The sequence below is a fragment of the Microbacterium lacus genome, assembly GCF_044794305.1.
Lineage (GTDB): Bacteria > Actinomycetota > Actinomycetes > Actinomycetales > Microbacteriaceae > Microbacterium > Microbacterium lacus_B.
In genome coordinates, this window is the sequence record NZ_CP084996.1 from 2,896,261 (window position 1) to 2,918,521 (window position 22,261).

A 22,261-nucleotide genomic window follows, 5' to 3' on the forward strand; every position below is an offset into this window, starting at 1 on the left:
TTACGACACTCAGCCGACGAGAGCTGACGAACCGGTGCGGCGACGGTCTGCGGCATCGATCGCGAGCAGCGTCGACTCGAGCTGGTCGTCCGGGGCTCCGGCTTCTTGGCGGAGGAAGAGCGCCCGCTTGAAGTCGGCACGCGCAGAGACGAAGTCTTCGGCGTCGAAGTAGACCTTGCCGCGGTGCTGGTAGGCGAAGGCCGCAATGGCGTTCCAGCCCTGGCCTTCGGCTTCGGCTGCGCAGGTCGCCAACTCGTTCTCCGCGGCAGCGTACGCACCGCGGAACTGCTCGACCGAGGCATGCAGAATTCTCGCGCGAAGCAGGTCTTTGCGGGTCCCGGCCATGCGCGCGACGCGCACAGACTCTTCGGACAGCACGAGGGAGTCCTCCAGGCGGCCGAGCACCTTCAGCAGCCACACGCGCTCCAGAAGTGCTGGCAGACTCCGCTGCTCGCCGATCTCGTCAAGGCGGTCCTTGCACGCACGCGCGTCAACAATCTCTCGCAACGTGTCGGGGTCGTAACCCTTGATGAAGCTCATGAGGGCCCCTTTCTGCCGCCGTCAGTCCAGTGTGCAATGTGATTGCATGCGCACGCGTGGGACGCGCCGAATCAGCGGTCGAAGACGGATGCCGCGGGCTTCGGTGACGGCACAGCGTCGGTGTCGGTGACCACCGAGGCGCCACGCACGAACTCGTCGATCTCGGCGCCCTGCGCGACCTTCGCGGGGTGCGGCCCTGCCGCCATGAGGCGCGGCAGCCACTCAACGGGCAACGGCGAGGCGGACGCGGCGACAACGAGGTTGCCGAACCGCCTGCCCTTGAGGGTCTGCACTTCGGCGAGCACGATGACGTGCTCGAGCACGGCGCGGACGGTGGCCACCTGACGGCGGGCGAACGCAAGCCCGGCGCCGTCGGCGACGTTGATCATCAACACTCCGTCGGGTGCGAGCAAAGCGGCGGCTTCGCTGTAGAACTCGACCGTGGTCAGGTGCGCCGGGGTCTGCGCGCCCGAGTACACGTCTGAGACGAGCAGGTCGACCGACCCGACCAGCGCCGGGGGTAGTCGCGACAAGCCCGCGCGGGCATCACCGATCCGCATCCGGATCGCCGCACCCTTCGGCAGCGGAAGATGTTCCCGTACGAGGTCCACGAGTGCCGGTTCGAGCTCGATCACCTGTTGACGCGAACCCGGCCGGGTCGCCTCGACGTAGCGCGGAATCGTCAAGGCCCCCGCACCCAGGTGCACGGCGGTCAGCGGTTGCCGCGGCATCCGGAGCCTGTCGATCACCGCGCCCATGCGCGCGATGTATTCGAAGTGCAGGTGGGTGGGGTCGTCTAGATCGACGTGCGATTGGGGGGTGCCGTCGACGACGAGTTCGAACCCGCCGCCGAACCGAGAGGGCACGACGGTCGCGATAGTTGCGTCCGAGAGCCGCACCTGCGGGGCGTCGGATGCTTCGTTCCGCGTGCGACCCATGCGCCCACCGTATCCGGCCGCACGTGAGACTCCGTGTCAGTCCGAAACACAATCGATACCGAGGTGCAACGCGCCGTTGAGCCGCGAGAGGTTAGCGTCGAAGCATCACACCCCCGCGGGGCGACGCCACACCAGGGCGGCTCCGCATTCTCATGGAAGGTGCACAGCACATGCTCTCCACTTCGAAAAAGCGCTGGCTCGCCGGCGCTGCCACCCTCGCGATCGGCGCGATGGTGCTCTCTGCCTGCGCCAGCCAGCGCGAAGAAGGCGGCGAAAGCGAGGCCGCGAGCGACGTCGACTCGACGTTCGTCTTCGGCTCATCAGGCGACATCTCGAGCCTCGACCCCGCGTTCGCGAGCGACGGCGAGTCGTTCCGCGTCTCGCGTCAGATCTTCGAGGGCCTCGTCGGCGTCGAGGCCGGGACCGCCGACCCCGCCCCGTTGCTCGCCGAGAGCTGGGAGCAGTCCGAAGACGGACTGGAGTACACCTTCCAGCTGAAAGAGGGCGTGACCTTCCACGACGGCACCGAGTTCAACGCCGACGCGGTCTGCTTCAACTTCGACCGTCAGAACGCCTTCACCGGAGTCGCCGCCAGCCAGAGCATGGCGTACTACTGGGGCGTCATCATGCGCGGCTTCGAAGAGACCGGCACCTCGATCTACGGCGGCTGCGAGGCATCCAGCCCGACCGAAGTGACGATCAGCCTGACCGCTCCCTTCGCCGGCTTCATTCCCGCACTCTCGCTCCCCGCGTTCGCCATCCAGAGCCCGACGGCCCTCGAGGAGTACGGCGCCGACGAGGTCGGCGGCACAGCCGACGCGCCCGTGCAGAGCGAGTACGGCCAGGCGCACCCGACCGGCACCGGCCCGTTCGTCTTCGACGAGTGGGCGCCGGGCGAGTCGACCACGCTGAGCGCGTACCCCGAGTACTGGGGCGAGCAGGGTCAGGTGCAGGAAGTCATCTTCCAGGTCATCGGCGAAACCACCGCGCGCCGTCAGGCCCTCGAGTCCGGCTCGATCGACGGCTACGACCTCGCAGCCCCCGCCGACCTCGGCGCGCTCGAGGACGCCGGCTTCCAGCTGTACAACCGTGACCCGTTCAACGTGCTCTACCTCGCGATGAACCAGTCCACCGGAACAGTCGAGGAGCCGACGCCGTCGAACCTCGCCGACATCAAGGTGCGCCAGGCGATTGCTCACGCAATCGACAAGGAGCAGCTCATCACGCAGGTGCTGCCCGAGGGCACCGAGACGGCGACGCAGTTCATGCCCGACAGCGTCATCGGCTGGAACGACGCGGTCACCGAGTATGAATACGACCCCGAGGGCGCGATCGCACTGCTGGCCGAGGCCGGCTACACAGAGGCGAACCCGCTGAACATCACGTTCAACTATCCCGTCAACATCTCGCGCCCGTACATGCCGAACCCCGAGCAGATCTTCACGAACCTGAGCTCTCAGCTCGAGGCTGTGGGCATCGTGCTCACCCCGGTATCGAGCGAATGGGGCGAATACCTCGACGAGATGCAGGGAAGCCGTGACCACGGCATCCACCTGCTCGGCTGGACCGGTGACTACAACGACCCCGACAACTTCGTGGGGACGTTCTTCGGTCTGCCGACCAACGAGTGGGGCTTCGACAACCCCGAGCTGTTCGACGCGCTGACCGAGGCGCGCGGTATCGCCACCGAAGAAGAGCAGTCGGCGGCTTACCAGGCCATCAACGAGCAGATCATGGAGTTCCTGCCGGGAATCCCGCTGGCCCACCCGGTGCCGACGCTGGCGTTCGACGCTCGCGTCGCGTTCTACCCGGCAAGCCCTGTTCAGGATGAGGTCTACAACCTGATCGAGCTGACCGAGTAATCAGGCGGTTTCGGATGCCGCGGCCTGGCGAGAGCGCCGGGTCGCGGCCGCTGGATCGAGTAGTGGTGGGCGCCGCGCCAGCGGCGCCCACCGCGTATCGAGATCATCCGTCCCTGTCCTTGTTTTTCCAGAGCTGAAGCTCGCAATTTGGAGACCACCACGTGCTAGCCACCATCGGCAAGCGGCTGCTCCTGCTGATCCCGACAATGCTCGGGCTGAGCGTTCTGCTGTTCTTCTGGGTGCGCGCCCTGCCGGGCGGCCCCGCCGTCGCCCTGCTCGGCGAGCGTGCCACCCCCGAGGCCATCGCGCAGATCAATGAGCTCTACGGCTTCGATCGACCGCTCTATGAGCAGTACTTCGTCTGGCTCGGACGACTTCTACAGGGCGACTTCGGCAATTCGATCCAGACCCGCGCGCCGGTGATCGAAGAGTTCGCCCGACGGCTGCCGGCCACGATCGAGCTGAGTCTGTTCGCGATCATCGTCGCGGTGGGTGTCGGTATTCCCGTGGGCTACTACGCGGCCCGCCGCCACGGCAAGGCCGCCGATCACGTGCTGGTCGGCGCGAGCCTCCTCGGCATCACGATCCCCGTGTTCTTCCTTGCGTTCATCCTCAAGTGGATCTTCGCCGTGCAGCTCGGCTGGCTCCCATCTGAGGGTCGTCAAGATCCCCGAATGGACGCCACCCATTACACGGGCTTTTATGTGCTGGACGGCATCATCACGGGGGAGTGGGATGCGGCGTGGGATGCGTTCACCCACCTGATCCTTCCCGGCCTGGCCCTGGCATCCATCCCTCTCGCCATCATCGTGCGCATCACGCGCGCGTCGGTCCTCGAGGTGCAGGGTTCGGACTATGTCCGCACCGGAATGGCGAAGGGCATCTCACGCGGAACGATCCGCAACCGCTTCATCCTGCGCAACTCGCTCCTCCCGGTGATCACCACGATCGGTCTGCAGGTAGGTCTGCTCATCTCGGGTGCCGTGCTCACCGAGACGGTGTTCGCCTTCCCCGGCATCGGATCGTTCATGTATCGCGCGATCTTCACGAGAGACTTCCCTGTACTCCAGGGCTTCATCATCTTCATCGCCATCGGCTACGCCCTGATCAACCTGATCGTCGACGTGTCGTACAGCTTCATCGACCCGAGAGTGAGGGTGCAGTGATGCGAGCGCCTACCACCACCAGAGGTGCCCTATGACTTCGGCGATGCTTCCCCCCGCCCCCTCCGGCGGGCCGGTCGATGACACGGCGGTCGATGACCGCGAGCTCCTGGCCGTCGGGTCCGGCGGCGGAGGGTTCTGGCAGGGCGTCTTTCGCCGGTTGCTGAAGAACCCGAGCGCGTGGGTCGGCGCGGTCATCATCTTCCTGTTCGTCCTCGTCGCACTGTTGGCGCCGTGGTTGGCGCCCTACGGGCCCAACGAGTTGCCGGGTCAGAAATACATCACCCCGACCTACATTCCCGGGCCCGGAGAGATTCCCGAGTTTCCGCTGGGCCTGGACCGCTTCGGCGGCGACGTGCTGTCGAAGCTCATCTGGGGCGCGCGCGCCTCCCTGCTGATCGGCGTCATCTCGACCGCGATCGGCCTCCTCGGCGGCATCATCCTCGGCTTCTTGTGTGGCATGTTCGGCGGCTGGGTCGACACCTTCATCATGCGCGTCGTCGACATCATGCTCTCGATCCCGAGCCTGCTCCTCGCGGTCTCGATTGCCGCGGTCCTCGGGCAGAACCAGCAATCGATCATGATCGCGATCGGTGTGTCTCAGGTGCCGATCTTCGCGCGGCTTCTGCGCGCCTCGATGTTGCAGCAGCGCAACTCGGACTATGTGCTCTCGGCTCAGACCCTCGGGCTGGGACGTGGCAAGATCACGATGAGCCACGTTCTGCCCAACTCGGTCGGGCCGGTCATCGTGCAAGGCACCCTGTCGCTGGCGACCGCCGTGATCGAAGCGGCCGCGCTGTCGTTCCTCGGTCTCGGCGGTGGTCTCCCGACCACGGCCGAGTGGGGGCGCATGCTCACCTATGCCCAGCTCGAGTTGGCGGTCTCGCCGTGGCTCGCCTTCCTTCCCGGCATCTGCATCACCGTCACTGCACTCGGCTTCACGCTGCTCGGTGAGGCTCTGCGCGAGGCGATGGACCCCCGCACTCGCAAGCGCTGAGGCATCCGCCCTCCCGTTCCCGCTGTCGCAGACTGCGCTCCCGCGCGACCGTTTGCGACAGCCGAACGAGCCGGCGTGTCGCTGGGCTGTCACACCCTGTCGGAGCCTGAAGCGAAGTGTGACGGCGGAGCACCGCGAGCGCTTCGAGACTTACCCGGCCACCTCGCGCGCCGGCGAGCGCGAGGTGCGCAGCGGTCAGCCCCGAGCCGCAGTAGGCGGCGGCGGGTGAGTCATCCGCAATGACGCGGCGCTCTTGCGTCACATCACGGACAGTACGCCGACACTGGCGAGCACGACCCATGCCAGGTATGCGAGGACGCAGAACCTGTCCGGCCATCCGATTCGAATCTCAGGGGAGCCGCCCTGCCCGTGGGCAGGGGCAGCAGCGATGAGGAACCACACCAGACCGGCAAATGGAACAACGGATGCCGTCGCCAGCGTCCAGCCGAGCGCGGGTGCCGCCCCGACCCCCGCTAACAGCGCGGCAGGGGGATAGCCGGCGAGCAGCACAGCGCCCAGCACCGTGTGCGCCCTGCCGACGGGCGTGGCATGGGCGCGCGGAGTGATGATCGGATCGGCATCGATGAATGCGGCACCGAGTGCGCCGAGTGCGATGACGGCAAGACCGATGGTCCACGCGCCGGCGAACGGCCACAATGCGAGGCACGTCGCCCCAAGCGCTATGGCCATCGTGATGAAGGCGAGGCGCATGACCCACCCGTGTCGCCCGAGGGAGTACTCGCTGATCATCCGCCAGGACGGGTCGTATTCGGGCTTGAGGACGTGAAGGATGGCTATGAGCCCCACCGTGATCCCGCCGGCGATGAGCGCCGTGACGGCGGCGATCTCCGCGACACTCAACCGTGCACAGCCGTACCTCCAGCGAGCATGGGCATCCTCCTGCGCGGCACTCTATCCCGGAAGCTCGCGGTAACGGCCTGACCCACATGAACCTTGACCCCGCGACGCGTGTTGAGTCACGCGGAAGTCGATCCTCGAGCGTGCAGGCAGCAACAACACACGAGCTGATACCGCCGAAGCATCCACCGACGCCCATCTGCCCCGCCCACGCGATCGCGCGATGACGGCACCGCATACGAGCGGCGCCGCACCCCTCAAACCGCGATGTCGAGCTCGTTGCCGGGGATCGAGGCCAGCAGGCGCCGGGTGTAGGGGTCGCGCGGGTTCGTGAAGATCTCTTCTGAGGTCGCGGCCTCGACCAGCTGCCCGTCTTTCATGACGCACACGTAGTCGCTGATCAGTCGGACGACCGCCAGGTCGTGCGAGATGAAGAGGTAGCTCAGTCCGTACTCTCTCTGCAGGTCGCGCAGCAGCGTGAGGATCTGTTCTTGCACGAGAACGTCCAGTGCCGAGACCGGTTCGTCGCAGACGATCAGCTCGGGCTCGAGAGCCAGCGCGCGCGCGATCGCGACGCGCTGGCGCTGACCACCCGAGAGCTCAGCCGGGTACCGCGACATCATCGACGAGGGCAGAGCGACGTCATCCAGCAGCTTCCGCACCCGCGCAGTGCGCTCCTTTGCCGAGCCGCGCTTGTAGAACGACAAGGGCTCTTCGATCAGTTTCCCGATCGTGAACATCGGGTTCAGCGATGAGTACGGATCTTGGAAGATCGGCTGCACCTTCTGGCGGAAGTCCTTGAGCTCTGCGCCCTTAAGCGCGGTGACATCCTGCCCCTCGTAGCGGATCGTTCCGCTGGAGGGCTCGATGACCTTGAGCAGCATCCGCGCGGTCGTCGTCTTGCCCGAGCCCGACTCGCCCACGATCGCGACCGTCTCGCCGCGCGGGATCGACAGCGAGACATCCTGCACGGCGGCGAAGTCTTCTTTCTTGCCGCGCACCTTGAACGTCTTGGTCAGGTTCTCGATCTCGACGATGTTGTCGACGGGCTTCGCGGCGGCGTCGGCGGCTATGTCGACAGGGGATGCCTCGACCTCGCGCTCTGTGACCGCCACAGGTGTGAGGGCCGCAGCATCCGGCCTCTTGAAAGCCTCGGGGCGCAACCGCACCGCCGCCACCGACGGCGCAGCCCTGACAAGGGCTTGGGTATAGGGCTGCTGAGGATCCTCGAGGATCTGCCGCGCGGAACCCTGCTCGACGATGCGTCCGCGGTGCATCACGATGACGCGTGACGCGCGCTCGGCGGCGAGGCCGAGGTCGTGCGTGATCAGCATGAGCGCGGTGCCGAGCTCGCTGGTCATCCGCTGCAGTTGATCGAGGATGGTCTTCTGAACGGTGACGTCGAGGGCGCTCGTGGGCTCATCGGCGATGAGCAGCTTGGGGTTGCACGCGAGCCCGATCGCGATGAGCGCGCGTTGGCGCATGCCGCCCGAGAACTCGTGGGGGTACTGCTTCGCGCGCTCCGCGGCGTTGGGCAGGCCCGCGGCCTCGAGTGTCTCGATGACCTTCTGATCGACGGTCTTGCGGGTCGCCAGGCCGTGAGCGAGAAGGGTCTCGGCGATCTGCGTGCCGACCTTCGAAACCGGGTTGAGATTCGACATCGGGTCTTGTGGGACCAGCCCGATAGAGCGTCCACGAATCGTGCGCATGATGCTCTCGGGCGCGCCGACGATGTTCTGCCCCTCAAACATGATGGTGCCCGAGGTGACGATGCCGTTGCCGGGCAACAGCCCGATCGTCGCCATCGCGGTGGTGGACTTGCCCGAGCCTGACTCACCCACGATGGCGAGAGTCTCGCCCGCGTTCAGGTCGAAATCGACGGCCTCGACCGCGTGCACCGGCCCGTCCATGGTCTGAAACTGCACAGCGACATCGCGCACCTGCAGAAGAGGCGTGCCGGCAGCGGGACGTTCGGTGGAGCGGGCCATTCCCCCATCCTGCCCCGCGGGTCGCGGAACTGCACCCGCAGGCCGCCACCCTTTACTCAGTCGTAACGCGGTGTGAGGCGATCGCCACCCCGGTACCGTGGGCGCATGGCGCACATCGACCTCAACGCCGACCTCGGCGAAACGGTCGACGGCGTGCCGACGGCCGACGACGGAGCGATGTTCGCGGTGATTTCGAGCGCGAGCATCGCCTGCGGCGGTCACGCGGGGGATGCGGCGACCATGCGCGCAGCGTCAGCCCGGGCGGCGCACCTCGGGGTGGCGGTGGGTGCACATCCGTCCTATCCCGACACCGCGAACTTCGGCCGTCTGCCGATGTCGATGCGCCGGGAGGATCTCGCGGCGTCGGTCGCCGCGCAGCTCGCCGCTCTCGTCGAGGCGGGTGCCGACGTGCGGTACGTGAAGCCGCACGGCGCGCTGTATCACGCGGTGTCGACCGACCCCGAGCAGGCCGATGCCGTCGCGCACACGGTGTCGATGCTGTCCGAAGTGCTCGGCCGCCCTGTTGCTCTGCTCGGTCTCGCGGATTCCGCGATCGAGCGCGCCGCCTCGACCCGGGGCATCCCGTTCGTGCGCGAGGCGTTCCTCGATCGTGGCTACCGGCCGGACGGAACCCTTGTCCCGCGAGGCGAGCCCGGCGCCTTGCTGCACGACCCCGAGGTGGTCGCCGCGCGAGCGGTGCGGCTCGTCGATGACGGCGTGGTGAAGGCGATCGACGGGTCGCTTGTGGTGGTCGATGCCGCATCCCTCTGCGTCCACGGTGACTCACCCGACGCGCTCGCGATGGCCTGCGCGGTGCGCGCAGCGCTCGACGCGCACGGCATCTCGGTGCGTGCGCCGTGGTGAGTTCGCCCGTCGAGCCGGTGATCCTCCCGATGGGGGACCGGGCGATTCTTGTTCAGACCGAGTCGCTCGACGATGTGCTCGCGCTGCACGGCCGACTCGAGGCATCCCGCCCCGCTGGCGTCATCGATCTCGTCCCGGCCGCCCGGACCGTCCTCGTGCGCGTCGACCCGGCGGTGTTGTCGCTTGAAGCGGCGCGGGCGTGGGTCGTGCGTGCGGGGGCGGATGCCGCATCCACCCCCGCACGCGACACCCGCGTCGTCGACCTCGAGGTCACGTACGACGGTGCCGACCTCGACGACACGGCGGCGCTGCTCGGCATGACACCCGATGGGCTCGTCCGCCGCCATTCCTCCGCAGCGTGGACGGTGGCGTTCACCGGCTTTGCGCCGGGTTTCGGCTACCTCGTGAGCCCGGACTGGAACGTCGACGTGCCGCGACTCGAGGCTCCCCGCACGCGCGTGCCGCGTGGAGCGGTGGGCCTGGCCGCAGGATTCACCGGCGCCTACCCCCGCGAAACTCCCGGTGGGTGGCGTCTGATCGGCACGACCGACGCCGTGCTGTTCGACCCGGTTGCCGAACGCCCCGCCCTGCTCGCACCGGGAACCCGGGTGCGCTTTCGTGCGGTCGTCCGCCGCGATCCTTCTCCTCCTTCGGTGCGTTCGCCTGATCTCGCGCGGAACGAGACGACGGATGCTGCTGCCCTCCGCGTGCTCGAGCCCGGGCTGCTCGCCACGGTGCAAGATCTCGGCCGCCCCGGCTCCGCCGCGCTCGGGGTCGCGCCCTCGGGCGCCCTCGACCGCGGCGCGTTGCGCCTGGCGAACCGTCTCCTGGGCAACGCCGAGGGGGCAGCGGCGATCGAGGTGACGATGGGCGGTTTCCGCGCGGTCGCCGCCGGCGACCTGTGGTTCGCCGTCACCGGTGCCTGGGGGTCGATCACCGTCGACGGCGCGACCGTCGACCCGTTCGAGGCCCACCTGTGGCCGGCAGACGCCGAGCTCGCGTTGGACTGGTTCGACCACGGCACCCGTGCCTACCTCGCCGTCCGCGGAGGCATCGACGCGCTGCGCGCGCTCGGCTCGCGCAGCACCGACGTGATGGCAGGTCTCGGTCCTGACCGGTTGCGCACCGGCGACGCCCTCGCGGTCGGGGCTGACACCGTCGGCGAAATCCCCGCGGCCGGAGTCGCGCCGTGGGGCGCGCCGCACGACGACGAAATCGTGGTGGAGCTCGCTCCCGGCCCGCGCGCGGACTGGTTCGCAGCATCCGCCCACGCCCTTCTTTTCGAGAGCATCTGGACCGTGACGAACGACACCGACCGAATCGGGATGCGCCTCGATGGGCCCGAACTCGCCCGCGTGCGCGACGGAGAGCTGCCGAGCGAAGGCATGGTCGCCGGAGCCCTGCAGGTACCGCCCAGCGGTCGCCCGACGATCCTGCTCGCCGACTGTCCGGTCACCGGCGGTTATCCCGTAATCGCGGTGGCGACGGATGCTTCGCTCGACCTCCTCGCGCAGACGCGGCCGGGTACCCGCATCCGTTTTCGGCACGCACGATCCGCGTGAGAGTGGAGTTATACCCCACCTTCGCAAGAAATTCAAGAACCCGGCTTGCCATGGCGTGGCATGCGCCGTATAGTTGGTAGTTGCGCTCTAGTTCCCCCTGCCCTCATATGGTGGTCGGCTGTGCTTGCGTGCCCCCGCTTTTTGCCTCACGGCTTCTGGCGTGCGCGGCGCCAGGTTTTCGGGGAATGACGGAGCACTCCACCTGACGACAAGGAAACGAGCCCGGATACGGGCCCACGGAGGTTATCCCCTTGGCTGCTGCGCGCAACGCATCCACCACCACCAACAAGAACGGCCGCGGAGCATCCCGCCTCTCGTTCGCCAAGATCTCCGACACGCTGGAGGTCCCCGACCTCCTGGCGCTGCAGACGGAGTCCTTCGACTGGCTCGTCGGCAACGACGCCTGGAAGGCTCGTGTTGCAGAGGCGAAGACCGCCGGTCGCACCGATGTCCCCGAGATCAGCGGCCTTGAAGAGATCTTCGAAGAGATTTCGCCGATCGAAGACCTCAGCGAGACGATGCAGCTGAGCTTCACCAACCCGTACCTCGAGCCTGAGAAGTACTCGATCGACGAGTGCAAGGAGCGCGGCAAGACCTACGCCGCCCCGCTGTACGTCGAGGCCGAGTTCATGAACCACCAGACCGGTGAGATCAAGACGCAGACCGTCTTCATGGGCGACTTCCCCCTGCAGACCGGCAAGGGCACGTTCATCATCAACGGCACCGAGCGTGTCGTGGTGTCGCAGCTCGTGCGTTCGCCCGGTGTGTACTTCGACAAGACGCCTGACAAGACCTCCGACAAGGACATCGTCTCGGCGCGCATCATCCCCAGCCGTGGCGCATGGCTCGAGTTCGAGATCGACAAGCGCGATCAGGTCGGCGTGCGCATCGACCGCAAGCGCAAGCAGTCGGTCACCGTCTTCCTCAAGGCCCTGGGCCTGACCAGCGAAGACATCCTCGCCGAGTTCGCCGGCTTCGACTCGATCGAAGAGACACTGTCGAAAGACACGATCGTCACCAAAGAAGACGCGCTTCGCGACATCTACCGCAAGCTCCGTCCGGGCGAGCAGGTCGCCGCTGAGGCTGCCCGCGCTCTGCTCGACAACTTCTACTTCAACCACAAGCGCTACGACCTCGCGAAGGTCGGTCGCTACAAGATCAACCAGAAGCTCGGTCTCGACCAGCCGCTGAGCGATTCGGTGCTGACCGTGGCTGACATCGTCGCCACGATCAAGTACCTGACGCGTCTGCACCGTGGTGACACGACGTTCGACGGCCTGCGCGGTGGCAAGTCCGCCGAGATCCGCCTCGACACCGACGACATCGACAACTTCGGCAACCGCCGTATTCGCGCCGTCGGCGAGCTCATCCAGAACCAGGTCCGCACCGGTCTGTCCCGCATGGAGCGCGTCGTTCGCGAGCGCATGACCACGCAGGACATCGAGGCGATCACCCCGCAGACCCTGATCAACGTGCGCCCCGTCGTCGCCGCGATCAAGGAGTTCTTCGGTACGTCGCAGCTCTCGCAGTTCATGGACCAGAACAACCCGCTCGCGGGTCTGACCCACAAGCGTCGCCTTTCGGCCCTCGGCCCCGGTGGTCTTTCGCGTGAGCGCGCAGGTGTCGAGGTCCGTGACGTCCACCCGTCGCACTACGGTCGCATGTGCCCGATCGAGACCCCGGAAGGCCCGAACATCGGTCTGATCGGTTCGCTCGCATCGTTCGCGCGCATCAACGCGTTCGGCTTCATCGAGACGCCGTACCGCAAGGTTGTCGCCGGCAAGGTCACCGAGCAGATCGACTACCTCACCGCATCCGAAGAGGACGACTTCATCGTCGCCCAGGCAGGGGCCGAGCTCAAGGCTGATGGACACTTCGCCCAGGACCGCGTGCTTGCACGTCGCGGTAAGGGTGGAGAGGTCGACCTCTTCCACGCAGAAGAGATCGGCTACATGGATGTCTCGCCGCGCCAGATGGTGTCGGTCGCGACCTCGCTCATCCCCTTCCTCGAGCATGACGATGCCAACCGTGCCCTCATGGGTGCGAACATGCAGCGTCAGGCCGTCCCGCTGCTGCGCAGCGAGTCGCCCGTGGTCGGAACCGGTATGGAGGGCTACGCAGCCATCGACGCCGGCGACGTCGTCACCGCCGAGAAGGCCGGTGTCGTGATGGAGGTTTCGGCTGACGTCGTGACCATCCAGCTCGACGAGGGTGGCACCCAGGACTACTTCCTGCGCAAGTTCGACCGCTCCAACCAGGGCACGTCGTACAACCAGCGCGTCATCGTCTCTGCGGGCGACCGCATCGAGAAGGGCGAGGTCATCGCTGATGGTCCCGCCACCGAGAACGGCGAGCTCGCCCTCGGTAAGAACCTCCTCGTGGCGTTCATGACGTGGGAGGGTCACAACTTCGAAGACGCGATCATCCTGAGCCAGGACCTCGTGAAGGACGACACGCTCTCCTCGATTCACATTGAGGAGTACGAGGTCGACTCGCGCGACACCAAGCTCGGCAAGGAAGAGATCACCCGTGATCTCCCCAACGTCAGCCCCGACCTGCTGAAGGACCTCGACGAGCGCGGCATCATCCGCATCGGCGCCGAGGTTCGTCCCGGTGACATCCTCGTCGGCAAGGTCACGCCCAAGGGCGAGACCGAGCTCTCGGCCGAGGAGCGCCTGCTCCGCGCGATCTTCAACGAGAAGAGCCGCGAAGTCCGTGACACCTCGCTGAAGGTTCCCCACGGTGAGCAGGGCACGATCATCGCGGTCAAGGAATTCAACGCTGAGGATGGCGACGACGAGCTCGGCTCGGGCGTCAACCGCCGCGTTGTGGTCTACATCGCTCAGAAGCGCAAGATCACCGAGGGCGACAAGCTTGCCGGCCGTCACGGCAACAAGGGTGTCATCGCGAAGATCCTCCCCGTCGAGGACATGCCCTTCCTTGCGGACGGCACGCCGGTCCAGGTCATCCTGAACCCGCTCGGTATCCCCGGTCGAATGAACTTCGGTCAGGTTCTCGAACTCCACCTCGGCTGGATCGCTCAGCAGGGGTGGAAGGTCGAGGGCAAGCCGGCGTGGGCCAAGAACCTCCCGACCGAGGCGCTCGAAGCAGCGCCCGGCACGAAGGTCGCGACCCCGGTGTTCGACGGCGCGTTCGAGTCGGAGATCGAGGGTCTGCTGGATTCGACCAACGTCACCCGCGACGGTGAGCGTCTGATCGGTTCCAGCGGAAAGACGCTGCTGTTCGACGGTCGCTCCGGCGATCCGTTCCCGGCTCCCGTCTCAGTCGGCTACATGTACATCCTGAAGCTGCACCACCTTGTCGACGACAAGATCCACGCACGTTCCACGGGCCCCTACTCGATGATCACGCAGCAGCCGCTGGGTGGTAAGGCGCAGTTCGGTGGACAGCGCTTCGGTGAGATGGAGGTGTGGGCACTCGAGGCCTACGGCGCCGCATACGCGCTCCAGGAGCTCCTCACGATCAAGTCCGACGACATCCTTGGCCGCGTCAAGGTGTACGAGGCGATCGTCAAGGGCGAGAACATCCAAGAGCCCGGCATCCCCGAGTCGTTCAAGGTGCTCATGAAGGAAATGCAGTCGCTCTGCCTGAACGTTGAGGTGCTCAACGCAGAGGGTAACCCGGTCAACCTCCGCGACACCGACGATGACGCCTTCCGCGCTGCGGAAGAGCTCGGCATCAACATCTCCAGCCGCTTCGAATCTTCGTCCATCGACGAGATCTGATCCGGCACGTATTCGACACCGAGATTTATTAGGCACACAGGAGAACTAGTGCTCGAGTCAACAACTTTCGACCAGCTGCGTATTGGCCTGGCCACCGCCGACGACATCCGTCGTTGGTCTTACGGTGAGGTCAAGAAGCCCGAAACCATCAACTACCGCACGCTCAAGCCCGAGAAGGATGGCCTCTTCGGAGAGCAGATCTTCGGACCGAGCCGTGACTGGGAGTGCGCGTGTGGCAAGTACAAGCGCGTCCGCTTCAAGGGAATAGTCTGCGAGCGCTGCGGCGTCGAGGTCACCAAGTCCTCGGTTCGTCGTGAGCGCATGGGTCACATCGAGCTCGCCGCACCCGTCACCCACATCTGGTACTTCAAGGGCGTCCCCTCGCGCTTGGGCTACCTGCTCGACATGGCACCGAAGGACCTCGAGAAGGTCATCTACTTCGCCGCCTACATGGTGATCTCGGTCGACGACGAGGCGCGTCACCGCGACCTCGCGACGCAGGAGAACAACATCCGTCTTGAGCTCAAGACGATCGCCGACCGTCGCGACGCGAAGATCGCGGCTCGCCTCCAGAAGCTGGAGGAGGAGCTCGCCGCTCTCGAAGAGGAAGGCGCGAAGGCCGACCAGAAGAAGAAGGTCAAGGACGCCGCCGAAAAGGAGATGGCCCAGACCCGCAAGTCTTCGGACGACCAGATCGTTCGTCTCGAGAAGGTGTGGGAAGATTTCCGCACCCTCGAGGTGGGCAACCTCAAGGGCGAAGACGAGATCTTCCACGAGCTCCAGGACCGCTTCGGCCAGTACTTCGAGGCCTACATGGGCGCCGAGTCGATCAAGCGTCGCCTCGAGGCCTTCAACCTGGCCGAAGAGTCCGAGTCGCTGCGTCTGCAGATCTCTGAGGGCAAGGGCCAGCGCAAGATCCGTGCGATCAAGCGACTGAAGGTCGTCAACTCGTTCCTGCAGACGGGCATGAGCCCGGCATCCATGGTTCTCGACGTCGTTCCGGTGATCCCGCCGGAGCTTCGCCCGATGGTTCAGCTGGACGGTGGCCGCTTCGCGACCTCCGACCTCAACGACCTGTACCGCCGTGTGATCAACCGCAACAACCGCCTCCGTCGCCTGATCGACCTCGGTGCCCCCGAGATCATCGTCAACAACGAGAAGCGCATGCTCCAGGAGGCCGTCGACGCACTGTTCGACAACGGTCGCCGTGGTCGCCCCGTCACCGGTACCGGTAACCGTGCCCTCAAGTCCCTGAGCGACATGCTCAAGGGAAAGCAGGGTCGTTTCCGCCAGAACCTGCTCGGCAAGCGCGTGGACTACTCGGGTCGTTCGGTCATCATCGTCGGACCCCAGCTCAAGCTCCACCAGTGTGGTCTGCCCAAGCAGATGGCCCTCGAGCTGTTCAAGCCGTTCGTCATCAAGCGCCTGATCGACCTCGGTCACTCGCAGAACATCAAGGCGGCCAAGCGCTCGGTCGAGCGCGCACGCCCCGAGGTGTGGGACGTTCTCGAAGAGATCATCCGCGAGCGCCCTGTGCTGCTCAACCGTGCGCCCACCCTGCACCGCCTGGGTATCCAGGCCTTCGAGCCTCAGCTCGTCGAGGGTAAGGCCATCCAGCTGCACCCGCTCGTCTGCGCGGCGTTCAACGCCGACTTCGACGGTGACCAGATGGCTGTGCACCTCCCGCTGTCGGTCGAGGCCCAGGCCGAGGCTCGCGTCTTGATGCTCGCATCGAACAACATCCTGAAGCCGTCCGACGGTCGCCCCGTGACCCTGCCTTCGCAGGACATGATCATCGGCCTGCACCACCTGACCACGGTCAAGGCGACCGATAAGTCCGTTGCCGAGCGCCGTGCTTTCGGTTCGGTCGCAGAGGCGATCATGGCCAAGGACGAGGGCACCCTCGACCTGCAGGACCAGGTGCGCATCCGCATCCCGGGGCTGACGTTCCTCGAGGGGGAAGCGCCCGAGGGTTACGAGCGCCACGGTCTGCTCAACGCCTCGCTCGGTCAGGCGATCTTCAACGACACGCTCCCCAAGGGCTACCCGTTCGTGCGCGAGCAGGCAGACAAGGGCAAGCTGTCCGAGATCGTGAACAAGCTCGCCGAGGAGTACCCGAAGGTGGAAGTGGCAGCCAGCCTCGACCGCATCAAGGACGCCGGCTTCTACTGGGCCACGCGTTCGGGTGTCACCGTTGCTCTCTCCGACATCCTCACGCCCCCCAACAAGGGCGCGATCGTCGCGGGCTACGAGAAGAAGGCCGCAAAGGTTCAGGGCCAGTTCGAGAAGGGTCTCACCACCGACGCCGAGCGTCGCCAGGAGCTCATCAAGATCTGGACCGAAGCGACCGACGAGGTCCAGAAGGCGATGCGCGACAACTTCCCCGAAGACAACACCATCAACCGCATGGTGTCGTCGGGTGCTCGTGGTAACTGGCTGCAGATCCGCAACATTGCGGGTATGCGAGGCCTGGTGAACAACCCCAAGGGTGAGATCATCCCCCGTCCGATCATCTCCTCGTACCGCGAGGGTCTTTCGGTGGCGGAGTACTTCATCGCGACGCACGGTGCCCGCAAGGGTCTGGCCGACACGGCCCTCCGTACGGCTGACTCGGGCTACCTCACGCGTCGACTCGTCGATGTCTCGCAGGATGTCATCATCCGCGAAGAGGACTGTGGCACCAACAAGGGTCTCGAGCTGCCGATCGCTACTGCGGGCACCGATGGTGTGCTGGTCAAGGATGCGAACGTCGAGAACTCGGTGTTCGCGCGCAGCCTTGCCGAGCAGGTCGTCTCGCCCTCGGGCGAGGTACTGGCCGAGGCCGGCGACGACATCGGTGATGTGCTCATCGACAAGCTGGTCGAGGCGGGTGTCGAGACCATCAAGGTGCGCTCGGTGCTCACGTGCGAGTCGGCTGTCGGTGTGTGCCAGAACTGCTACGGCCGTTCGCTCGCCACCGGCAAGCTCGTCGACATCGGCGAGGCCGTCGGTATCATCGCGGCCCAGTCGATCGGTGAGCCCGGTACCCAGCTGACGATGCGTACCTTCCACACCGGTGGTTCGGCTTCGGCGGATGACATCACGCAGGGTCTGCCCCGTGTGCAGGAGCTCTTCGAGGCGCGTACCCCCAAGGGCGCATCGCCGATCGCCGAGTCCGACGGTCGCATCACGATCGAAGAGACCGACCGCGCGAAGAAGGTCATCCTCACGCCCGACAACGGCGACGAGCCGCACGTCTACCCGGTTCTGCGTCGTGCGACGCTTCTTGTCGAAGACGGCCAGCACGTCACGGTCGGTCAGCCGATCCTGGTGGGCACGCTCGACCCCAAGGAGGTCATGCGTGTCATGGGTGCCCGCGAGGTGCAGCGTTACCTCGTGAACGGCGTCCAGGGCGTGTACCGCTCGCAGGGTGTGCCGATTCACGACAAGCACATCGAGGTCATCGTCCGTCAGATGCTGCGTAAGGTCACCGTGGTCGACCACGGTGAGACAACGCTGCTTCCGGGTGAGCTGGTCGACTTCAAGAAGTACCAGAACGTGAACCGTGCGGCTGTGGCCGAGGGCAAGCGCCCCGCGTCCGGTCGTCCCGAGCTCATGGGTATCACGAAGGCGTCGCTCGCGACCGAGTCGTGGCTGTCGGCTGCTTCCTTCCAGGAGACCACCCGCGTTCTGACGCAGGCGGCCATGGACGGAAAGAGCGACCCGCTGGTCGGCCTCAAGGAGAACGTCATCATCGGAAAGCTCATCCCCGCCGGAACCGGACTCGCGAAGTACCGCGATGTCGTGGTCGAGGCGACGGAAGAGGCAAAGAGCGAGCGGTACCCCAACCGCATCTTCGCCTCGGACGGTGCGTTCAACGACGCCGACCTGAGCTACGTCGATTTCGACAGCTTCTCCACCGACGGCGACTTCACGTCATATAACTAGACGCGAGACGTGACTCGGGTCCAGATCAAGTAGGCGCGCCAGCGCCGTATCGAGATCTCGGCAGGTCACACGCACGAACGGCCCTGGTTGTCCAGGGCCGTTCGTGCGTTAACCCGCGTGTCCAGCGCGCCGAGCGGCGGCCGCGGCATCCGGTGCCTACCGTTGTCGAGGGGAGGTGAGCATGGCGCGAATCGGCGGTCGCAACAGTTTCATCGCCGTGCCCGTGGGCCTGCTGTGTGCGGCTGTCGTCGGAGTCCTCGTCTGGTACGCGCTGCCGATGGGACCCGTGGTTACCGACTGGGCCGGAAACACCCTTCGATCGGCCTTCAACCCGGAAGTCGAGGCGGCAGAGCCTGTCGGTGTGGGATCCCGCGCGGAGGATTGCCGGAGTCTCTACCCCACCACGGTGTGGACGGAACTCACCTGGACATCGGGCGCGCTCCTTTCGCAGGGATACACGGCGCCGGCCACGTCAGAGACCGCCCTCATCGATGCGGTCACCCCGACGGTGCAGATCAGCTGCTCATGGGTCTTCGACGGCGATCGGTCCGTCTCCACGACGCTGTCGGCCATCCCCGAGGGAGCAGTGCCGATCGCCGAGATAGCGTTGCGCGGGCAGGGATTCACGTGCACGACGGATGCTGCGACCCTCGCCTGCAGCCGGCTCCAGGGCGATGTCTTCGAAGAGCACGCGTTTCGGGATGGCCTGTGGCTGGCGAGCATCGAGGACGGACTGCATCTCGATGCCTACGGCGCCCGGATGGCCCAACACGTGTGGGAGTGAATCAGCCGCGGTGAATCAGCCCCACATGCTCACGATGATCGCGGAGGTGTAGCCCGACGGCGCGAGGTTCGAGTACCTCGTGTCGATGAGCACATCGTCACGCCAGAACAGGGTGCGACCGTCGGTGACGGGGTAGGTCTCGTTCTGCCAGGTCTTCTCGCACCGCGTGCCACCGTCGGGTGTGAAGCACGTGAAGCCCTCGTCGTTCGCCAGAGCATTGAGCATGTCGAGCGCCGGACCCCTGTTCACGTACTCGATCGTGGTGACCAGGCTCGTGGTGTCGGCGCCGGGGTCTCCCCACACGCAGATGAGACTGCCGTCGGCTTGAGCGCCTGATGCGCCGAAGGCGGGGTCGTTCAGCGGGACTTCCTCGAGTTGCGCCAACACCGACGCGTTGAGGATGGCGCGGCAGTCGGTGGGGAGCGCCACGGTCGTGGAAGACGGAGAAGGGGTGGGCGAAGCATCCACACCATTCGTTTCGTTCGGTGTGGGTGTCCCGCTCGCCGAGCCTGAGGGCGCCGGGCTGTCGCCGGGTGATCCGCTCGGGGTCTCGGGTGCGCACGCGCTGAGCAGCAACACAGAAATCGCGGCGGAGGCGAGAAGTCCAGCGGTGCGACGGGGGAGCAGCGTTGCCATGCGATCACCATAGCCCGCGACCTTCGGCGATCGAGGCACGCGGATCGCGTACGCGCAGTGAAACGTGCGGCACGCCTACGCGATCCTGCGCACCCTGCGGGATACCCTCGCACTGCGGGGACGTGCCCCGCGTGAGGAGTGCCCCCGATGAGTGACCCCAAGTCGTCCTACGGCGAGCCCGTAGAAGAGCCCCGTGTCGAGGATGACGTCGTCGTCCGTGCCGAGGACAGCCTGGCCGATGCCGACGCCGCTCGCGAGGCCGTGGCATCCGACACGCACGTCGATTCTGCGGATGCTCCCGTCGAGACGGTCCCCGACACCGCCCACGACACGACGCCTGACTCGTCCTACGACGAGCCCGTCGTGATGGCTGCCGCTCCGGACGAAGAGCCGATCGACTATTCGAAGTGGCAGGACGACACCGTCGAGCCCGAGGCCGCGACCACCGCCTACGTGCCGCCGGCGGAGTACGACACCGCCGTGACTCCGAGCGAGCCCGTCGCACCTGCCGCTGTTGCCGGTGCGGGCGTTGCCGGTGCCGGTGTCGCCGGTGCGGCCGCCGTGGCTCCGGCCGCGCAACCCATCTTCGTTCAGGCGCCCGAGTCGCCGCGTCCCCGCGGCAACCGAGGTGCGGCCGGCGCCATCGGTCTTCTCGCCGCGCTGTCGTTCGCCGTGCTGTATCTCGGTGCGTGGCTCGGTTTCGGCGCGATCGACGGCGAGGTCACGACGGCAAACGTCGGCCAGACGGCGCTCAACGCGCTGGGAACCTGGTCGCTGTGGGTTCCGGTCGTGACGTTCTACGTCGCGTTCTTCCTGCTCGGCGCCATCATCAACCGTGGTCGCTGGGGCAGCTGGGTGATCTTCGGACTGCTCGTGGGTGCAGCCTCGTACGGCGGGCACATCCTCGGCCAGCTCTTCCAGGCGCCGTTCTGGAGCCTCACCGCACGCGAAGGCGCCGACCTGGTTGAGAGCCAGCTGCTGGCTCCGCTCGCCGTGGTCGCCTTCATCCTCGGCCGTGAGCTCACCATCTGGTTCGGCGCATGGGTGGCTTCGCGCGGCAAGCGCGTCACCGAGCTGAACACCGAAGCGCAGCGCGAATACGAGCGGACGCTCGAGGCGGGCCCCCAGCTCGTCAGGGTCTAGATGTCGTCCGGTGAGGGCGCGGGCAGCCAGGTATCGCCGCCCGTCGCGCTCGCCTTCGCCACCGTCGGATACATCGCGCTCCTGATCTTCGGGTTGGGAATGCTCTCGCTGTTCCTCGAACAGGACGTGATCGAGGCGCCCGGTCTCGGCCAGGTGCCCGGAATCACGGCGGTCGTCTTTTCGACAGCGGCGTTCGCGCTGGGGCTGTGGGCGAGCGTGCGGATGCCGCATCCGTCGTTCATCGGCGTGATCTGGATCTCTGCGGCAACTGTTCTCGCGTATCTCGCCGGACTGTGGCTCGCCGCAGTCATCACCGGCACGGACCTCGGGGTCGCTACGGGGGTGGTCGGGCGCATCGCCACCGGCTGGTTCGGCGTGGCGATCGTCGCCTCGGCTGCGGTGTCGGGTTGGGCGGCAATCGCGCTCGTCCGCACCCGCGCGCGCAGGCCTGAATGGCCGTGGGAGCGCGAAGACGAAGAGTGATCCGTGACCCGATCTCCCGTGAATATGCGCCGTAGCGGCTACCGTTGACCCGTGGAGCGCTCGCTCGAGACGCAGGTCAGCCAGGCGGTGGACGCCTGGCTCGCTTGGCTACCTCGGTGGGAGCCAGCCACGCACCGAGGTCGGGTCGCTCCGTGTCGTCGGTGCTTCGGGTCACCGGTGCTCTCAGCGGCCGGTCTCGGGGCCGATGTGCCGCACGGCGTGCAGCACGGACTGTCGACCCGCATCAAGACGATCGTCGATCATGGCGTGGCCGAGTACACGGCGCTGAATCTGCCGATGCTGCAGGCTGAGCTCGACCACCAGGCCGCGCGCAATCGCGCTCGCAGCTATCGCCCCAGCGAAGGATTGGACCCTGAGTTCGAGGGGCTCCCGCTGGATCCCGACCCGGTGCCCGGTTCGCCCTTCCTGTTCACGATTTCTGGGCTCGCCGATGATGCGGCCGCCTCGCTCCCCGACCTGCCCCCGCTGAGCGACGAGGCGAAGGCCGCCCTCCGGCAAGAGGTAGGGCTCGCCGACGATTACGCGAACATGATCGGCCGCGAGGTGTGCACCGTCCTGCTGCACCACCGACTGCGGATTCAGGCTGCCATCACGCAGTACGTCGAGCCGCAGATCGAGGCGATGCTCGAAGAGCTGACGAGGTCGCTCGATGCACCGTTCGACCCGAACGATCCCCGCACGAGCTGATTCGCGAAGCCCGTCTCGTATCGATTCGGGGTCCGTACAGGCTCACTCAGACCGGTTTGTTA

16 protein-coding genes are annotated in these 22,261 nt (G+C 66.3%); 11 read left to right on the plus strand and 5 right to left on the minus strand.

Annotation, left to right across the window (positions count from 1 at the left end; all coding sequences use genetic code 11):
* Positions 1 to 9: 9 nt before the first annotated feature.
* Complete coding sequence (locus LG299_RS13725; RefSeq protein ID WP_404431171.1) at positions 10 to 540, minus strand: hypothetical protein; 531 nt, start codon at positions 538 to 540, stop codon at positions 10 to 12.
* Positions 541 to 611: 71 nt separating this feature from the next.
* Positions 612 to 1,478, minus strand: coding sequence for a spermidine synthase (locus LG299_RS13730; protein ID WP_404431173.1), 867 nt, complete (start codon positions 1,476 to 1,478; stop codon positions 612 to 614).
* A gap of 170 nt (positions 1,479 to 1,648) precedes the next feature.
* On the opposite strand from LG299_RS13730, the gene LG299_RS13735 reads away from it, so the two are divergent.
* From LG299_RS13735 to LG299_RS13745, 3 genes are all read left to right on the plus strand, one after another.
* Positions 1,649 to 3,340: an ABC transporter substrate-binding protein gene (locus LG299_RS13735; RefSeq protein WP_404431175.1), complete on the plus strand. Its 1,692-nt coding sequence runs from the start codon at positions 1,649 to 1,651 to the stop codon at positions 3,338 to 3,340.
* Between the two features lie 161 nt (positions 3,341 to 3,501).
* Positions 3,502 to 4,506: an ABC transporter permease gene (locus LG299_RS13740; RefSeq protein WP_404431177.1), complete on the plus strand. Its 1,005-nt coding sequence runs from the start codon at positions 3,502 to 3,504 to the stop codon at positions 4,504 to 4,506.
* 31 nt (positions 4,507 to 4,537) lie between these two features.
* Positions 4,538 to 5,500, plus strand: coding sequence for an ABC transporter permease (locus LG299_RS13745; RefSeq protein ID WP_404431179.1), 963 nt, complete (start codon positions 4,538 to 4,540; stop codon positions 5,498 to 5,500).
* Between the two features lie 258 nt (positions 5,501 to 5,758).
* On the opposite strand, the gene LG299_RS13750 is transcribed toward LG299_RS13745, so the two are convergent.
* Together LG299_RS13750 and LG299_RS13755 are read right to left on the minus strand one after the other, a co-directional pair.
* Positions 5,759 to 6,361: a DUF998 domain-containing protein gene (locus LG299_RS13750; RefSeq protein WP_404431181.1), complete on the minus strand. Its 603-nt coding sequence runs from the start codon at positions 6,359 to 6,361 to the stop codon at positions 5,759 to 5,761.
* A gap of 254 nt (positions 6,362 to 6,615) precedes the next feature.
* Positions 6,616 to 8,346: an ABC transporter ATP-binding protein gene (locus LG299_RS13755; protein ID WP_404431183.1), complete on the minus strand. Its 1,731-nt coding sequence runs from the start codon at positions 8,344 to 8,346 to the stop codon at positions 6,616 to 6,618.
* Between the two features lie 105 nt (positions 8,347 to 8,451).
* Between LG299_RS13755 and LG299_RS13760 the strand changes: the two genes are divergently transcribed.
* The 5 genes from LG299_RS13760 to LG299_RS13780 all read left to right on the plus strand — a co-directional run bounded on the left by LG299_RS13760 (position 8,452) and on the right by LG299_RS13780 (position 19,229).
* Complete coding sequence (locus LG299_RS13760; protein ID WP_404431185.1) at positions 8,452 to 9,210, plus strand: LamB/YcsF family protein; 759 nt, start codon at positions 8,452 to 8,454, stop codon at positions 9,208 to 9,210.
* Complete coding sequence (locus LG299_RS13765; protein WP_404431187.1) at positions 9,207 to 10,772, plus strand: 5-oxoprolinase/urea amidolyase family protein; 1,566 nt, start codon at positions 9,207 to 9,209, stop codon at positions 10,770 to 10,772. Before LG299_RS13760 ends, LG299_RS13765 begins: the two co-directional genes overlap by 4 nt.
* A 251-nt stretch (positions 10,773 to 11,023) precedes the next feature.
* Complete coding sequence (locus tag LG299_RS13770) at positions 11,024 to 14,518, plus strand: DNA-directed RNA polymerase subunit beta (RefSeq protein WP_404431189.1); 3,495 nt, start codon at positions 11,024 to 11,026, stop codon at positions 14,516 to 14,518.
* Between the two features lie 48 nt (positions 14,519 to 14,566).
* Positions 14,567 to 18,445 carry a DNA-directed RNA polymerase subunit beta' gene (rpoC, locus tag LG299_RS13775; protein WP_404431191.1) on the plus strand — a complete coding sequence of 1,293 codons (3,879 nt, stop codon included), beginning with the start codon at positions 14,567 to 14,569 and terminating at the stop codon, positions 18,443 to 18,445.
* Positions 18,446 to 18,626: 181 nt separating this feature from the next.
* Complete coding sequence (locus tag LG299_RS13780) at positions 18,627 to 19,229, plus strand: hypothetical protein (RefSeq protein WP_404431193.1); 603 nt, start codon at positions 18,627 to 18,629, stop codon at positions 19,227 to 19,229.
* A 15-nt stretch (positions 19,230 to 19,244) separates the two neighbouring features.
* On the opposite strand, the gene LG299_RS13785 is transcribed toward LG299_RS13780, so the two are convergent.
* Complete coding sequence (locus tag LG299_RS13785) at positions 19,245 to 19,865, minus strand: hypothetical protein (protein ID WP_404431195.1); 621 nt, start codon at positions 19,863 to 19,865, stop codon at positions 19,245 to 19,247.
* 147 nt (positions 19,866 to 20,012) lie between these two features.
* Here LG299_RS13785 and LG299_RS13790 point away from each other — a divergent pair, with 147 nt between their 5' ends.
* From LG299_RS13790 to LG299_RS13800, 3 genes are read left to right on the plus strand one after another with little or no spacing between them, the layout of a single operon-like run.
* Positions 20,013 to 21,008, plus strand: coding sequence for an ABC transporter (locus LG299_RS13790; RefSeq protein ID WP_404431197.1), 996 nt, complete (start codon positions 20,013 to 20,015; stop codon positions 21,006 to 21,008).
* A complete protein-coding gene (locus tag LG299_RS13795; protein WP_404431199.1) occupies positions 21,009 to 21,491 on the plus strand; it encodes a hypothetical protein in 483 nt (160 codons plus the stop codon). It begins immediately after the preceding gene.
* 51 nt (positions 21,492 to 21,542) lie between these two features.
* Positions 21,543 to 22,199: a spermidine/putrescine ABC transporter substrate-binding protein gene (locus tag LG299_RS13800; protein ID WP_404431201.1), complete on the plus strand. Its 657-nt coding sequence runs from the start codon at positions 21,543 to 21,545 to the stop codon at positions 22,197 to 22,199.
* The last annotated feature ends 62 nt before the right edge of the window (positions 22,200 to 22,261 follow it).